This is a genomic window from Halomonas sp. GT, from assembly GCF_002082565.1.
Lineage (GTDB): Bacteria > Pseudomonadota > Gammaproteobacteria > Pseudomonadales > Halomonadaceae > Vreelandella.
Window position 1 is genome coordinate 2,715,170 of record NZ_CP020562.1, and the last position, 15,209, is coordinate 2,730,378.

Genomic DNA, 15,209 nt, shown 5'->3' on the forward strand with positions numbered 1-15,209 from the left:
AGCCACCTATTGTTTCCAATACCATGGGCTGAGTGCGCTGAAGTCCGGCGCATTATGGCAAAAAGAAAGCCCCCGGGAAACGGGGGCTTTCATCAAATATCTTGTAGTTAAACTACTACAATGACACTACATTTTGTGTTGCAGCGCAGTAAATTTTCAAACAATCGTTTGGCAGGCGTCCTATAGGCTTTGCTATGACTAGCGCGGTAGACATACGGCTTCAACACTCATGCCATCATCTGCGACTACACAATCAATGAATCACCGGGGGTGGCGCGTCCGGATTTTCTAATAAAATTTCAATATCTGCGGCTGTGTAGTGATATTTCGTGTGGCAAAAGTGGCATTGCGTATCGATTGCGCCTTCTTCGCGCAAAATATCGCGCAGTTCCTCCTCGCCAAGCGTGTATAACGCATGGCTCATTCGCTCCCGCGAGCAGGTGCAACCAAAGCGTAGTGCTTTCGGTTCGAAGACTCTAACCGTCTCTTCATGATAGAGCCGGTACAGTACTTCGCGCTGCTCCAGCCCTAGAAGCTCTTCAGTCTTAATGGTGTCGGCGAGATGAACGCTGCGTTCCCAGGCGTCCACATCTTGGTTTTGTGAAGCATCGGGCAGGCGCTGCAGCAGCAATCCACCTGCACGCTCGCCGTCAGCCGCGAGCCAAAGGCGGGTTGGCAACTGTTCTGATTGGCCAAAGTAGGCTTCTAGGCAGCCACCCAAGGTAGCGTGATCAAGCGCAACAATACCTTGATATCGATGCCCTTCCCTTGGATCTAGGGTAATCACGATTTGGCCTTCACCCACCAGCTCTCGGAAACTGGCATGTTCGCTGGGCAGCACAGCGTCTTCCGCAATTCGTGCGATCGCACGCAGCTCTCCACCGGGGTTGGACTCGGCCATTAATAGTGCAAGCGAGCCTCGCCCACGCACTTCAATGCTTAAGGTGCCATCTAGTTTTACTGTGTCGGTTAGCAAAGCGACCGCAGCCAACAGTTCACCCAGCAATTCATTAACCGCTGGTGGATAGGCGTGACGGTCTAACACCTCATGATAGGCCGTGCTGAGCGTGACGATTTCACCACGCACGTTGGTTTGGTCAAACATAAAACGTTGGATTTGATCAGACATAAGGAAACCGTCGGAGAAGTAGAGAGAAGGCTTACCGCCATGAGGAATAAACGCGTGTTTAATCGCCCTGTTGGCGCTGGAAGCGCTGGATATCACGCCGCTGTTTTTTATCAGGGCGTTTGAGTGGGTGCTGCATGGCTTCATTGGTGAGACGACGCGCTTCAGCTTCTTTGGCACGGCGCTGCACGCTTTCCTCTGTTTCAGCGTAGAGCTTGCGGGCTTCTGGCGCGCCGCGACGCTGGTCGGAAAGTGAAGCCACTTCCACCTCAAAAATATCCCACCCCTGAGGAACACGAATAAGCGCCCCCAGTTCAACATTTTTGCTGGTTTTTACGCGGGCACCGTCATAGTGGACTTTACCGCCTTCTATCGCTTTTTTGGCTAAGGCACGTGTTTTGAAAAAACGCGCTGCCCATAGCCACTTATCCAAGCGAACGCTGTCGCTCATTTAACGCTCTCCTCGCTGCCCTGGCAGGTTATCTGGCAGCAGTTGGGCAAACCGGTCTAGGGCAATAAACTCTTGCAGTTCTTTTTCAGGCCGCTGGCTATCTGGCTGCTTAATACCTAACAAGTGCTTGATACCAAACTCACGGGCACTTTCGAGCACGTGTGCATTATCATCGATAAACAGCGTTCGCTTAGAATCGAACGGCTCTCGCTCTTGAAGCGCAAACCAGAAAGCCTGTTCTTCTTTGGCAGCGCCAACATCTTCTGATGAGATGATGGCGTCGAGGTAGTTTTCCAACCCTGTCAGCGGTAATTTTAGCGCGAGGCTGGCACGGTCTGCATTGGTCGCTAGAATGACACGGGGATGGGCTTGCTTCAGCCAGGTTAAAAAGTCTAGCGCATCGCTTCGCAAGCCTATCAAGTGCTGTACTTCACGTTTCAGCGCTACGATATCCACTCCGAGTTCGCGGCTCCAGTATGCAAGACTGTACCAGTTTAACGTGCCCTGCTCACCGATAATGCGGGCACGCAGCGCTTCTTGACTCGCTGCGTCTAACTGATGAAGCTCAACGTAGCGTTTTGGCAGGTGCTCTAGCCAGAAATGGCTATCGAAGTGCAGGTCCAGCAGCGTGCCATCCATATCAAGTAAGACAGTATCAATCTCGCGCCAATCAATCATTGCCGCTCCAGTATGAAAGAATAAGCATGCTATTGTAGCGTAACCCGTTTTTTGCAGCCACGGAGGCATGATGTCACTCCACGACGGTTCAACAGGCAATACCCCAGGCTACCTGAAAAAGCCGCAAATTTTGGCGCGAACGAATGTCGCCAAAAGCCGTTTATTCCAGATTGAGTCGCTTGACTTGCGCTTTTCTAATGGTGAAGAGCGCCAGTTTGAACGCTTAACCGGCGCAGACCGAGGCGCGGTAATGATTATTGCCATGCCCGACCCGGAGCACGTACTGCTTATTCGTGAATATGCGGCTGGTTTTGAAGATTATGTGCTGACGCTGCCAAAGGGGCTAGTTGACCCCGGTGAAGACATTGTCACTGCTGCCAACCGCGAGCTGATGGAAGAGTGCGGCTTTGGCGCGCATCGCATTGAACCGCTGGTAGAGCTATCTCTTGCGCCTAACTATATGCGCCACCGTATGCAGGTGTTAATGGCCACCGACCTTTACCCCAAGCGCCTTCCGGGCGACGAGCCAGAACCGCTGGTTGTCGAAACCCATGCCATTGAGGAACTACCGGCACTGCTATTACGAGAGGACTTCCACGAAGCCCGCGCCATCGCCGCGCTCTATATCGCAAGAGATAAGCTACGCGAAGAGAAACGTAATAACGCAATGGATTTACTCTAAAGCGTTAACGGTCAACGCGGGCAAATAGTCTAGAAGGGAGCTTCAGCTCGCGATGGTTTGGCCTCCTAAAATAGATCAGTGGCACGGTACCTTGTGGGAAGGAGCTTCAGTTTTGGTTCGACACTTCGACGATGACCCAGGCTTTTCTGCCTGGGCGGCTGCGCCGCCATCGCCGAGATGTCGGACCACCGATAAATCGGTCTCCTACAAAGATGACCCCAGGGGTGCCTGGCCACTGCCAAAAGGCTTTCCATCCAATGCTTACAAATGGTGTTTTAGCGGTATCCAGCGCCGTTGGCGATGGCTGTCTAAGCCAGCTTCTAAGAGCGTCATGCTACGCAGCGCATCGTCAATATCAACAGGCAGCGGTGCTGTATCGCGGATTGCGACGGCCACGCCTTGATAATAAGCGAGATAGTCACCCGCCTGAGTAGCATGTTCGTGATGAACTAGCGGTGCATCCTCACCGTCTCCCTCGCGAAGCGTCAGCGTGCCTGGGGAATCGGTACCCCAGGCAGGTGTTGGCATCTCACCCGCTTTTAAGCGATCTTCTTGAGGATCTAGGCCGTATTTAAGGTAGCTGCCTTTCGTTCCATTAATGCGGAAGCGCGGTGTTGATTCGGCAACCAGCGTGCCAGCACTGAGGCTAACGCGACAGCCGTCGTACTCCAGCAACGCTAAAAAGTCATCATCGGCTTTGGCGTCATCTCTGCGCACGCCCAGATCCAGCATGATGGCATTTGGCATCCCAAACAGTTCACAGGCCTGGTCAAGCAAGTGAGGGCCTAGGTCATACCAAATTCCCCCACCTGGTGTAGCTTTTTCGCGCCAGCGGTCACGAACTTCAGGACGAAAGCGATCAAAACGCGACTCAAACCCAGTCACACGGCCTAACGTACCGGCTTCAAGCAGCGCTTTAATGGTAAGGAAGTCACTATCCCAGCGACGGTTATGAAACACCGATACCAAACGCTCTTTATCAGTCGCCAGCGCTTTTAACTGCTTGGCTTCTGAAAGTGTGACGGTAAACGGCTTATCGACAACTACGTGTTTACCCGCCATCAACGCTGCTTTGGCGAGCGGAAAATGCGTGTCATTAGGTGTAGGGATAACAATGAGATCAATATCGCTGCGCTGACATAACGCCAGCGCTTGGCGTTCAACTTCAACATCCAAGTCAGCATGCACTTTGGCGGCATCACTGGAGGATACTGCGACCAAATCCAGGCCTTCCGTTGCCTGAATGAGTGGCGCATGAAACGTTTTACTCGCAAATCCATAGCCAACGAGGCCAACGTTGATAATCGCCTTCATTACATTCCTTAGTCATTTTGACGGTTTGCATTGGGCACAAAATGCAGTCCACATAAAGCAGACCACATAAAACAGCCCGCTTTGCACGGGCTGTTTTACATAAGGCCTAACCCTAGTCGAGCTTGGAAAGGTCGCGAACCGCGCCTTTGTCTGCTGATGTGGCTAGCAATGCGTAGGCTTTCAGCGCAGGAGTTACCTTACGAGGACGATGTTCGACGGGCTTCCAAGCGTCTTTGCCTTTAGCTTCCATCGCCTCGCGACGCTTCGCTAATACTGAATCAGGAAGTTGCACGTTAATAGTTCGGTTGGGAATATCGATCAGAATGGTATCGCCCTGTTCAACCAGACCAATCGCGCCGCCTGCCGCTGCTTCGGGGGAAACATGACCAATGGAAAGCCCAGAAGTACCGCCAGAGAAGCGGCCATCCGTCAGCAACGCACAGGCTTTACCCAGCCCTTTGGATTTTAAGTACGAGGTCGGATAGAGCATTTCCTGCATGCCCGGGCCGCCCTTAGGACCTTCGTAGCGAATGACCACTACATCGCCCTCTTTGACCTTACCGTCCAATACATTAGCGACTGCTTGATCTTGGGATTCAACGACGTGAGCTTTACCTTCGAATACGAGAATCGAGTCGTCAACGCCTGCCGTTTTAACCACACAACCATCGAGGGCGATGTTGCCGTAAAGCACAGCCAAGCCGCCTTCTGTTGAGAACGCATGCGCTAGGTCGCGAATACAACCGGTAGCACGATCACCATCTAGACTTGGCCAGCGGGCGCTTTGTGAGAAAGCGGTTTGAGTAGGGACGCCACCAGGGCCTGCTTTAAAGAACTCGACCACCTCAGCGTTTGGCGAGCGCATAATATCCCACTCTTCAAGCGCCGCTTTTAGGCTATCGCCGTAAACAGTTGGCACTGACGTGTCTAGCACTCCCGCACGATCTAACTCGCCCAGAATGGCCATAATGCCACCCGCACGATGAACGTCTTCGATATGGTATTTCTGGGTGTTGGGGGCCACTTTACATAGTTGCGGCACTTCCCGAGAGAGCCGATCAATATCCGCCATGGAGAAGTCGACTTCCGCTTCCTGGGCCGCCGCCAGCAAATGCAAAATCGTATTCGTAGATCCGCCCATGGCGATATCTAACGTCATGGCATTTTTGAACGCAGCCTTATTACCAATTGCACGGGGCAACAGGTGGGCTTCTTCGCCTTCATAGTAGCGCTTGGCCAGCTCTACAATACGATGACCAGCGGTTTCAAACAAACGACGACGGTCTGAATGGGTCGCTAACACGGTACCGTTACCAGGTAGCGCCAAGCCTAATGCCTCCATCAGGCAGTTCATAGAGTTAGCGGTAAACATACCCGAGCAACTGCCGCAGGTGGGGCAAGCGCTGCGCTCGACTTCAGCCAAGGTTTCATCATCAACGCTATCGTCAGCTGCCATGACCATGGCGTCGACCAGGTCTAGGCCGTGATCTAACAGCTTGGTTTTGCCTGCTTCCATGGGCCCACCCGAGACAAAAATTACCGGGATATTGAGGCGCATAGCGGCCATTAGCATTCCAGGGGTAATTTTGTCGCAGTTGGAAATACACACTAGCGCGTCAGCACAGTGGGCATTACACATGTACTCAACGCTATCAGCGATAATATCGCGGCTGGGCAGCGAATAGAGCATGCCGTCGTGCCCCATCGCAATGCCGTCGTCTACCGCGATGGTGTTGAACTCTTTAGCAACACCGCCTGCTTTTTCAATTTCACGTGCGACCAATTGGCCCATGTCTTTTAAGTGAACATGGCCCGGCACAAACTGAGTAAACGAGTTCGCAACCGCAATAATGGGCTTATGGAAGTCGTCATCTTTCATACCGGTGGCGCGCCAAAGGGCGCGGGCGCCGGCCATATTGCGGCCAGCAGTGGTCGTACGGGAGCGATACTCGGGCATGGTGTCCTCTTCTACATCTTTATCGTGGCCTGCCGCATTCTTGGCGACAGGCAAGTGAATCCAGCGGCCTTAGATTGTGGCATGAGCGCACCGTGGAGACTAGATGCTGAGAGCAACCGCCGCTCCCTATTCGTCAGCGTCTATTTTCTATTTGTCAGAGTTAAAACGTCTCCCACTGTGCAGAGGGCTCGTGACTAGCCAACCCTCTTACCGCGGTACCTCCCCCGGCAGGCAGTTTCGGTGACGCTTTTTGCTGCGCTTGATTAACCTTCTGCAGCTTTTCCCGGGCAGAATGCACATTTTCTTCCTGGGCACCTTCCAGGCGGAAGGCATCCACCACATTCGCCAGCTCAAACGTCTCTAGCGCTAAGTTATCCGCAGAGGCCGCGATGGTTTGTACTTTGGTGGCATTTTGCTGAGTCACATTATCCATTTCAGCAATCGCAGAATTAATTTGGCCAATGCCGCTGCTTTGCTCGCTTGAGGCGGTGCTAATCGACTCCATCAACTCACTGACACGGCTCACCTGCTGCATTACATTATCAATGGCTCGTTCAGCTTGCTCAACCGCGCCACGGCCGCCACTCACCTCTTGTGTCGTGCTCTCAATCATCTTGCGAATTTCTTGGGCCGCATCAGCGCTCCGGCTCGCCAAGTTGCGCACTTCACTAGCCACCACCGCGAAGCCTCGACCGTGCTCACCGGCACGTGCAGCTTCGACCGAGGCATTGAGCGCCAGGATATTTGTTTGGAAAGCAATGCCGTCAATGACGCCTATCATCTCCGCCATTTTTTCAGCACTTTGGGCAATACGCTGCATTCTTGCGACCAACTGCTGCATTTGCTCTCGGGTATCGCGGGTACTTGAGGCATTCTGCACCGCCAGCTCTGTCGCTTGGCGGGCATTCTCAGTGTTTTGCTGCACTGTGGACGTCATTTCTTCCATGCTAGAGGCCGTTTGCTGCAGTGACGACGCCTGCTGTTCAGTGCGTGAAGCAAGCTCTTCATTTTCTGCGGCAATTTGCTGAACAGCGGGCGTAACAACCGACACCCGATACTCTACGTCACCGACAATACTCGCCAAGCTAAAGCGCATGGTGTCCAACGAATAAAGCAGTTCGCCCAGCTCGTCTTTCGTCTCACGGCGCTCGCGAGCAGCCAAGTTACCTGCTGCAATTTGAAAAGTAATATGCCGCGCTCCTTCTACACTGCGCAACACGGATCTTAAAATCACGATGCTAAGGCCTACCATCAACAGCAAACCAATAACCATCAGCACTACTTGGGCAATCAACATTTGCTGACGCCCCTGCTGTGCCTGACCCACCAGCGCTTCCGCACTTGCTCGCTCATCGCTTACTAACTGGCTACTGCCCTCTCTTAGCTGCTCTGTAGTAGGTTGTACGCCGTCGTTAAAAGCTTCGAAAGCAGCAAAGCCATTTGCGTCACTGATCGCCGTCAACGTGGTATCGACACTGTTTCCCCAGGTCGCTAATCCAGCACTAAAGGCTTGTAGCCGCTCAGTACTGGCATTACTGTCGGCAAGGTAATCGTTCCAAAGTGTTTGTATTGATTGGGAGTAGTCGCTAACTGACGCGGCAACTGCATCAACATCGACCCGACGGGGGTTACGAACAGCAGGTTCCAACTGGGTCACAACCTGTCCGATTTGGCGCTCTATTCGTTGAAGATTGGCGACGGCTTCTAGCCCCGAGCGATTTAACGTATCAAGACGCTCACCCGAAATCATTAAACCGTACATCCCTAGACCGCCTGCTAACCCCATTAGGACAAGTGATGCTACCACCATGCCCGTTAACTTAGCTTTTAGGCTATTAAACTGAAAGCGAGCAAAAAAGCCTCCTACACCACGGCGCTTTAGCGCACCTTGCGCCAGCGTATAGCGGCGAGATTTACCTTTTTCGCGTATTTCTTTATAGACGGTTTCTGCCAGCGCAATACTATGAGCCGGTGCTTTGCGCCGCAACGAGGTATACCCTACGATACGATCGCCATCTCTGAGCGGTGCCACGCTAGCACTGACCCAATAATGATCGCCGTTTTTACGACGATTTTTGACCGTTCCCTGCCAAGTCGCACCTGACTGTATGGTTTTCCAGAAGTCTGCATAGGCTGCTTCCGGCATATCCGGGTGGCGAATTAAGTTATGGGGGCTTCCCATTAACTCATCCCGGGTATAGCCGCTTACCTCGACAAACGCTGCATTAGCGTAGGTCACATTGCCCTTCAAATCTGAACGTGAAATCAGCACAGTCTCATCGTCGAGCGTGTACTCACGCTGAGTGACGGGTTGGTTGTTGCGCATGCAGAGACTCCCCTGGGGCTTTTAATTTTGATTTGGCTCTATTATCACTTGCCGTAAGGGAATTTAACCTCTGAATAACCCCACAAAAACGCCGCACTCTTCGGTGCGGCGTTTTAACTAAACGGGTGTTTTTACGCTCGATTGAAGAGCCTACGTGAAGACCACATTGGCAACATCACGATAGCGGTTTGCAAAATGCACTGTCATTCCCTCTTTCAAATAATCGGGAAGCTCTTCGTAATCGCGCTTATTGGCTTCTGGCAGTATCACCTCAAAAATATCGCTGCGGCGTGCGGCAATAATCTTCTCTCGGATTCCCCCCACCGGTAACACTTGTCCGGTTAGGGTCAATTCACCGGTCATTGCCAAGGGGCGATTAATCGCCTGGTGCTTAGCCAGCGAAAGCAGCGCCGTGGTCATTGTGACCCCTGCCGACGGGCCATCTTTAGGTGTCGCCCCTTCGGGCACGTGCAGATGCACAAATGCTGAATCAAAGAAGTCGGCATCGGCACCATACTCTTGCAAGTGACCCAACGTGTAGCTGTAGGCAATATTGGCAGACTCCTTCATCACATCGCCAAGCTTGCCGGTGAGTTTAAAACCGCGATCCAGAGCATGAACTTTGCCCGCCTCAATAGGCAGCGTTGCACCGCCCATCGAAGTCCAGGCAAGCCCGGTAACAACGCCTTCGCCTTTCAGCACTTTCTCTTTGCGGAATAGGGGGGCTCCCAGGAATTCCTCCAGGTTTTTAACCGATATTTTTACCGTCTCTACTTGCTCTTCCAGAAGCTTCACAGCTGCCTTGCGAACAATACGGTGCAGTTGTTTTTCAAGCTGGCGAACGCCTGCCTCACGCGCATAGCCGTCAATAACCTGCTTGAGCGCAGCATCTGTCAAGTTGATACGTTTTTTAGGCAGGTTGTCGCGTTTCAACAGCTTCGGCCAAAGATGATGCTTAGCGATCTGCAACTTCTCTTCCGCGATATAGCCTGACAGACGGATCTGTTCCATACGATCCAGTAATGGACCTGGAATAGAGTCCAGCGTATTCGCGGTGCACAAGAACAGTACTTTGGATAGATCCATGCGTACATCGAGATAGTGATCTAGGAAATCGACGTTTTGCTCAGGGTCTAACACTTCAAGCAGTGCAGATGCAGGATCGCCCTGGAATGATTGGCCCAGCTTATCAATCTCATCGAGCATAATGACAGGGTTCTCGACTTCGACTTCTTTAAAGGCCTGCACTAGCTTGCCGGGCATTGCGCCTACATAAGTACGACGATGGCCTTTAATTTCGGCCTCATCGCGCATCCCACCCACGGAGAAGCGGTAAAACTCACGGCCCAGCGCTTCAGCAATAGAACGTCCAATAGAGGTTTTACCGACCCCTGGAGGGCCGACCAACAGCACAATCGAGCCACCCACATCGCCCTTGAAGGTACCTTCGGCAAGAAACTCAATAATCCGCTCTTTCACATCTTGTAAGCCGTCGTGATCGCGGTTGAGAACTTCCCTGGCATGAGCCAAGTCAAGCTTGTCCTGGCTGGTTACACCCCAGGGCAACGAGGTGAGCCAATCAAGATAGTTACGGGTAGTGCCGTACTCTGGCGAGCCGGTTTCTAACACGCTGAGCTTGTTGAGTTCATCATCAATACGCGCTTGAACGCGCTCTGGCACCACCAATGACTCTAGGCGGTTTCTAAACGTATCAACATCATTTTCGCGGTCGTCTTTGGAAATACCCAGCTCACGCTGAATAACCTTAAGCTGCTCACGCAAGAAAAATTCTCGCTGCCGCTCCTGCATCTGAGCATTTACCTGCTCACTGATCTCGCTTTGCAACTGTGCAACATCGATTTCTTTGCGTAGCAATGGGAGAACTTTATGCATACGCTCAGCCACCGACAGCGTGGCGAGTACATCCTGCAGCTCAGGGCCTTTGGCAGATGTGATAGCGGCTGCAAAGTCAGTTAGCGGACCGGGCTCATGAGGACTAAAGCGGTTGAGATAATGTTTAAGCTCTTCGCCATACAGTGGATTAATCGGCAGCAACTCTTTGATGCCGTTAATAATGGCCATCGCATACGCGCGAGTTTCTTCGTTTTCAGCGTCTACGGGTTCTTTGGGATAACTTACTTCTACCAGATAAGGCGGCTCTTTAGACAGCCAGCGCTGAATTTTAAAACGCTTAACCCCCTGAGCGATAAACTGGATCTGTTGATCTTCGCTCTGGAGTTTATGTACTTTGACCGCCGTGCCAATCTCAGGAAAATCGTTGTGATCCAACGACTCAACACCTTGTTCGCCAACAAAGGCAACGCCAATAGTGTGGTGAGGAGTATTACCTACCCGACGCATGGTTTCTTCCCAGCGCTCGCGGTTAATGACCAGCGGCTGTACCTGAGCGGGAAAGAATGGCCGGTTATGAATCGGCAATAGATAGATGCGCTCTGGGAGCATATCGCTAGCAGGCACTAACGAATTAACTTTCTCACCGTCTGAACGGTGCTCTTCACTGTTCGAGGTATCGTCTTGCTGTGCGTCGGACTCATCGTCCGTCTGCCAATCGAGGTGTTCGTGATCGCGGTCGTAATCCTGGTCGCTCATGCGCCCTCCCATAACAGTGACTAGCGGATTGATCCGCTTAGCAATGTCTAAGGAATGTGGGCACAGGGTGTGAACTTCAACCCTTGACACCATTTGTAGCAGTGTATTCTAAGAGTGGTAACAGCTTTAGAGCCCATCACTGTCTAGTAGCAAACATTGATACTCAAAACGGTGATACTCAAAATGACTATGGCCAAAGTTGGGGCATCGGGCGTCCATTAACACGCAATTCGCCACGAACAACATCAAACTCCAACTCTCGCGTACCAAGGGGAAGGCCTAGCCAAAGCGCTGCCACGGTTGGTGCATCGTACCAAGTGAAATCACCATCAACACGATCTAACCAGCGAGCGCGCTCTTCTGGCTTATCCAGCCTCGTCATCATAAGCTCATCAAGCCCACGCGCATCAAAAAAGAGCGCACCATCTGCATTAACATTGATACCTAGCAGCGGACTTTCAATCGCGATCGTTGTCACGTCTAAACGAGGTGAGTCACTCAACACACCTTTTAAATCAGGGGCTAAACGCACCAGCAGCCCTTCTGCCATCGGTAGGCTCGCATCGCCCCACGAGGCTTCTTGTCGCAACCGTAGAATTGTTGCGCGAACAGCATCCGCATTTAAGCGTGAAAGCTCGGCCTCAATCCGCCCGCTTAACAAAGGAGTATCGGGCGCTTCGCTTGGGACGCTCACCTCGCCAATGATCAATTCGCCATTCAATCGAAGCTCTTGTTCATCAAGTACCATGTGGCTGTGAACATCAAGCGGCGACACATGAATATCATAGGCAGGATAGTGAAGCGATAACGACTCAACATGCAGATGGTCGCGCTGAGCAAAGTGATAGGCATCGTCAATGTAGGTATAACGGCTTTCAAGGGACGAAGGTCCCAGCGTTAACTGAGCGGGGCCATCCGTTAGCGTGAGCTGGTCGAGCAGCGCGCGCAACCGCCAATCACCAAACACGCCCTCTAAACGCATACGGGCACCGCGAACAGATAGCTCACGACCATTTTGCTGGATCACAAAAGGAGCAAGTGCCAACCTCAGTTCACTGTGACCACTTAGCGTATGGTAGCGCCCTTGCCAGCGCGGAATAGATGGCGCAGAGACCTCTCCCACTGCTTTTTGCAAAACGGTATCTAAACGAGGTAGAACCGTTCCTTCAACATCGGTACTTAACGCACCATGACGGGCACGATACGTAAGCTCCAACCGCCACGGCCGCCCCAATAAGGGCGATAAAAGTAGCTTTCCCTGAGACGTTAACCACCCTTGGCGGCTCTCCGTCCGACTAACTCGCCACTCCCCTCGCGCTTCCAGATCTTCTAGTGCTTGACGAAGGCTGCGTTCAAACAAAATGCTCGATAGCAGTTGTGCCACCACCCACGCTACCACCAAGGCCGCGAGAATAGGGACGATCAGTCGTTCCTTGCGCATGCGATCTCCTTGAACACCCCCACGATTGGAGCCATTCGCCACCGACGTTGCGTGATCAGTTTTTAGTGGTTATTTAAGTCCATTCATTATTATATAAGGGGTACGCTTAACCGCTCATGCAGTTAGGTTTATTTATGCAAATAGATTTATCAGTGTAGCCAAAACCATAAATGCATCGTACTCCACGCATAAATGCCCGCCATGACGTCATCAATCATAATGCCAAATCCACCGGCAACCCGGCGATCTGCCCAACGGATAGGCCATGGCTTGAAGACATCGAAAATACGAAAAACAATGAAACCCCATAGCGCCGCTTCCCATGAAAATGGCACTGCCGCCATGGTTATCCAGTAACCAACAAACTCATCCCAAACAATGCCGGAGTGATCATGCACGCCTAAGTCATGGGAAGTTTTGTCACACAACCACACCCCAACCACAAACGCCACAAAAACGATGCTGAGATACCAGGCCAAAGGGAGGTCGGCCATCATCCAGTAGAATGGGATTGCTGCTAGCGTCCCGAAAGTGCCAGGTGCCCAAGGCACCGCACCACTGCCTAGGCCAAAGGCAAAAAAATGGGTTGGCCGACGCCAAACGCTCGCAGGTGCTCGGTTCATGGCGCTTCCTCGCTAAAATGCTGCCATCCTTCGTAGTCACTGGCGGCAACGCCAGTCACGCCTAGGGCTTCGGTACAGTGGCCTATCACCGTTAGCGAGAGGCCAAGATCGGCGAGCCGCTGCTGGGCGATAGCGAGGTTCTTTGGTGAGAGTGTTACCAGCAGTTCATAGTCATCGCCACCCGACAACGCGGCTTTAATCGCGTCATCGTGGCCTAACGTTTCTTGCAATCCTACTGCTAACGGTAGCGCGTCGACATCTAGTGCACAGCCTACGCCAGATGCCTTACGCAAGTGCGACAAATCGGCTAGCAGGCCATCCGAAACGTCCAGTGCCGCCGTTGCAATACCGCGCAGTGCAACACCCGCGGCTAAGCGTGGCTGAGGCAACAAATAACGAGCCAGCAGTGGGTGTGACAATTCACGTTCGCCCTGACGCCAAAGCGATAGACCACCGGCACCACCACCCAATGCACCGGTCACGGCGACAACATCACCGACCTTTGCACCTGAACGAGTTAACGCTTGGCCAGTTGGCACTTCCCCCATCACCGTCACACCAATGGTCAGTGCCCCAGAGGTGACATCGCCACCAACCAGCGCAGTAGCATGCTGCTGACAAAGCGAGTGAAATCCATCGGCGTAACCTGCTAACCATTGCTCGGCAGCTTCACGATTATTAAAGATGCTCTTATCCAGCGTCATTGCCATCAGGCACCAACGAGACGTCGCGCCCATGGCTGCTAAGTCGCTAAGCGCCACCGCCAGCGCGCGATGTCCTACCGCGTGTGCTGGCGCATCGTGAGGGAAGTGTATGTTACTCACCGACGTGTCAACGCTAACCACAAGCTGTTGACCTGCCTGGGGCACCAAAAGCGCTGCATCGTCGCCATTTTCAAGCGCTATGCCAGCTGTCGCGTGCGCCTCCTGCGGCGACATGAAGTAGCGCTGAATCAGTTCAAATTCGCCAAGCACAAAGGCCCCTTAAACGCATTATCAGGAAGCTCGCCTTAAAGACGGCGAGCGCTGACTTCGGCACTTCGTAAGCGATTTGCTAGCTTATCGAGAATGCCGTTCACGTATTTATGGCCGTCGGTGGCACCAAATGATTTGGCCAGCTCAACGCCTTCGTTAATCACTACTCGGTAGGGTACTTCCATCCGCCGAGAAAGTTCGTAGGCACCCAAGCGAAGGATGGCTAGCTCAACGGCATCAAGGTCTTCTAGGCGTCGATCGAGTAACGGCGCAATTTCACGGTCTAGTTCTGCTTTAAATCTGACCGTGTTATGCAGCAGCTCATGGAAAAGCGCCTTATCAGCGATTTCCATTACCTTCACCCAGTTTTCGTAATCTTCCAGGTCATCATCCGCTACTTGGCTACGGAACTCAGCTTCGATAGTGGTGATTGATTTACCTGTCATTTGCCACTGGTAAATCCCCTGAACCGCTAACTCACGCGCGGCGTGGCGCCCTAGCTGCGCGGCAGAGGGCTTACGCTCACGACGTTCGCTCATTGGTTGTCTCCTAACGGCATTGCACGCAGTAACGACACCATCTCCATCGCGGCCATTGCAGCTTCCGTACCTTTATTACCCGCTTTTGTGCCTGCCCGTTCGATTGCCTGCTCAATAGATTCAACCGTCAACACACCGTTTGCTACCGGCGTATCGAATTCAAGCTGGAGGTGGTTGATGGCTGTGTTACAGCCACCTGCCACATATTCAAAATGCGGTGTACCACCACGAATAACCGCGCCCAGCGCGATAACAGCATCGGGCTTCATAACGTTAAGTACGCGCTTGACTGCCAGCGGTAATTCCCAGGCACCGGGTACGTGGACAAGATGAATATTGTCCGCATCAACGCCATGACGAGTCAGGCTATCGATAGCGCCTTCCACCAGACTATCCACCACATGATGGTTAAAACGACCTACGACGATGACATAACGGCCATCGACATCCACAAAAGTGCCTTCAATTTGCGAAAGGGATTGCATCAA

13 protein-coding genes are annotated in these 15,209 nt (G+C 52.6%); 1 reads left to right on the forward strand and 12 read right to left on the reverse strand.

Annotation, left to right across the window (positions count from 1 at the left end; translation table 11 throughout):
- Positions 1 to 253: 253 nt before the first annotated feature.
- The 3 genes from hslO to yrfG are packed head-to-tail and all read right to left on the reverse strand — an operon-like array spanning position 254 to position 2,255.
- The gene (hslO, locus tag B6A39_RS12615; protein WP_083006241.1) at positions 254 to 1,129 is read right to left on the reverse strand and encodes an Hsp33 family molecular chaperone HslO; all 876 of its coding nucleotides are present in this window, start codon (positions 1,127 to 1,129) and stop codon (positions 254 to 256) included.
- A 58-nt stretch (positions 1,130 to 1,187) separates the two neighbouring features.
- Entirely contained in the window at positions 1,188 to 1,577 is a 390-nt protein-coding gene (gene hslR / locus B6A39_RS12620; protein WP_083006243.1) for a ribosome-associated heat shock protein Hsp15, read from the reverse strand.
- Positions 1,578 to 2,255, reverse strand: coding sequence for a GMP/IMP nucleotidase (gene yrfG / locus B6A39_RS12625; RefSeq protein ID WP_083007905.1), 678 nt, complete (start codon positions 2,253 to 2,255; stop codon positions 1,578 to 1,580).
- 70 nt (positions 2,256 to 2,325) lie between these two features.
- On the opposite strand from yrfG, the gene nudE reads away from it, so the two are divergent.
- Entirely contained in the window at positions 2,326 to 2,937 is a 612-nt protein-coding gene (gene nudE / locus B6A39_RS12630; protein ID WP_083006245.1) for an ADP compounds hydrolase NudE, read from the forward strand.
- 261 nt (positions 2,938 to 3,198) lie between these two features.
- Here nudE and B6A39_RS12635 read toward each other — a convergent pair whose 3' ends face one another.
- The 9 genes from B6A39_RS12635 to ribH form a co-directional block, all read right to left on the reverse strand.
- Positions 3,199 to 4,251 carry an oxidoreductase gene (locus tag B6A39_RS12635; protein ID WP_083006247.1) on the reverse strand — a complete coding sequence of 351 codons (1,053 nt, stop codon included), beginning with the start codon at positions 4,249 to 4,251 and terminating at the stop codon, positions 3,199 to 3,201.
- A gap of 112 nt (positions 4,252 to 4,363) precedes the next feature.
- Positions 4,364 to 6,208: a dihydroxy-acid dehydratase gene (gene ilvD, locus B6A39_RS12640; RefSeq protein ID WP_083007906.1), complete on the reverse strand. Its 1,845-nt coding sequence runs from the start codon at positions 6,206 to 6,208 to the stop codon at positions 4,364 to 4,366.
- Positions 6,209 to 6,368: 160 nt separating this feature from the next.
- Positions 6,369 to 8,534 (reverse strand): methyl-accepting chemotaxis protein, encoded by a 2,166-nt coding sequence (locus B6A39_RS12645; RefSeq protein WP_083006249.1) that lies wholly within the window; start codon positions 8,532 to 8,534, stop codon positions 6,369 to 6,371.
- 150 nt (positions 8,535 to 8,684) lie between these two features.
- The gene (lon, locus tag B6A39_RS12650; RefSeq protein ID WP_083006250.1) at positions 8,685 to 11,144 is read right to left on the reverse strand and encodes an endopeptidase La; all 2,460 of its coding nucleotides are present in this window, start codon (positions 11,142 to 11,144) and stop codon (positions 8,685 to 8,687) included.
- 187 nt (positions 11,145 to 11,331) lie between these two features.
- Entirely contained in the window at positions 11,332 to 12,585 is a 1,254-nt protein-coding gene (locus B6A39_RS12655) for a DUF945 family protein (RefSeq protein ID WP_083006252.1), read from the reverse strand.
- A gap of 149 nt (positions 12,586 to 12,734) precedes the next feature.
- Positions 12,735 to 13,208, reverse strand: a complete 474-nt coding sequence (locus tag B6A39_RS12660; protein WP_083006254.1) for a phosphatidylglycerophosphatase A family protein — start codon at positions 13,206 to 13,208, stop codon at positions 12,735 to 12,737.
- Entirely contained in the window at positions 13,205 to 14,182 is a 978-nt protein-coding gene (gene thiL, locus B6A39_RS12665; RefSeq protein WP_083006256.1) for a thiamine-phosphate kinase, read from the reverse strand. The genes B6A39_RS12660 and thiL overlap by 4 nt, the downstream gene beginning before the upstream one ends.
- Before the next feature lie 35 nt (positions 14,183 to 14,217).
- Positions 14,218 to 14,721 carry a transcription antitermination factor NusB gene (nusB, locus tag B6A39_RS12670; RefSeq protein ID WP_009721754.1) on the reverse strand — a complete coding sequence of 168 codons (504 nt, stop codon included), beginning with the start codon at positions 14,719 to 14,721 and terminating at the stop codon, positions 14,218 to 14,220.
- A complete protein-coding gene (gene ribH, locus B6A39_RS12675; RefSeq protein WP_083006258.1) occupies positions 14,718 to 15,206 on the reverse strand; it encodes a 6,7-dimethyl-8-ribityllumazine synthase in 489 nt (162 codons plus the stop codon). Before ribH ends, nusB begins: the two co-directional genes overlap by 4 nt.
- Positions 15,207 to 15,209 lie beyond the last annotated feature (3 nt).

What these genes read in the sequence shown, in the direction of transcription:
- hslO (WP_083006241.1), bottom strand. Translation starts at nt 1,129, where the DNA reads ATGTCTGATCAAATCCAACGTTTTATGTTTGACCAAACCAACGTGCGT.
- hslR (WP_083006243.1), bottom strand. Translation starts at nt 1,577, where the DNA reads ATGAGCGACAGCGTTCGCTTGGATAAGTGGCTATGGGCAGCGCGTTTT.
- yrfG (WP_083007905.1), bottom strand. Translation starts at nt 2,255, where the DNA reads ATGATTGATTGGCGCGAGATTGATACTGTCTTACTTGATATGGATGGC.
- nudE (WP_083006245.1), top strand. Translation starts at nt 2,326, where the DNA reads ATGTCACTCCACGACGGTTCAACAGGCAATACCCCAGGCTACCTGAAA.
- B6A39_RS12635 (WP_083006247.1), bottom strand. Translation starts at nt 4,251, where the DNA reads ATGAAGGCGATTATCAACGTTGGCCTCGTTGGCTATGGATTTGCGAGT.
- ilvD (WP_083007906.1), bottom strand. Translation starts at nt 6,208, where the DNA reads ATGCCCGAGTATCGCTCCCGTACGACCACTGCTGGCCGCAATATGGCC.
- B6A39_RS12645 (WP_083006249.1), bottom strand. Translation starts at nt 8,534, where the DNA reads ATGCGCAACAACCAACCCGTCACTCAGCGTGAGTACACGCTCGACGAT.
- lon (WP_083006250.1), bottom strand. Translation starts at nt 11,144, where the DNA reads ATGAGCGACCAGGATTACGACCGCGATCACGAACACCTCGATTGGCAG.
- B6A39_RS12655 (WP_083006252.1), bottom strand. Translation starts at nt 12,585, where the DNA reads ATGCGCAAGGAACGACTGATCGTCCCTATTCTCGCGGCCTTGGTGGTA.
- B6A39_RS12660 (WP_083006254.1), bottom strand. Translation starts at nt 13,208, where the DNA reads ATGAACCGAGCACCTGCGAGCGTTTGGCGTCGGCCAACCCATTTTTTT.
- nusB (WP_009721754.1), bottom strand. Translation starts at nt 14,721, where the DNA reads ATGAGCGAACGTCGTGAGCGTAAGCCCTCTGCCGCGCAGCTAGGGCGC.
- ribH (WP_083006258.1), bottom strand. Translation starts at nt 15,206, where the DNA reads ATGCAATCCCTTTCGCAAATTGAAGGCACTTTTGTGGATGTCGATGGC.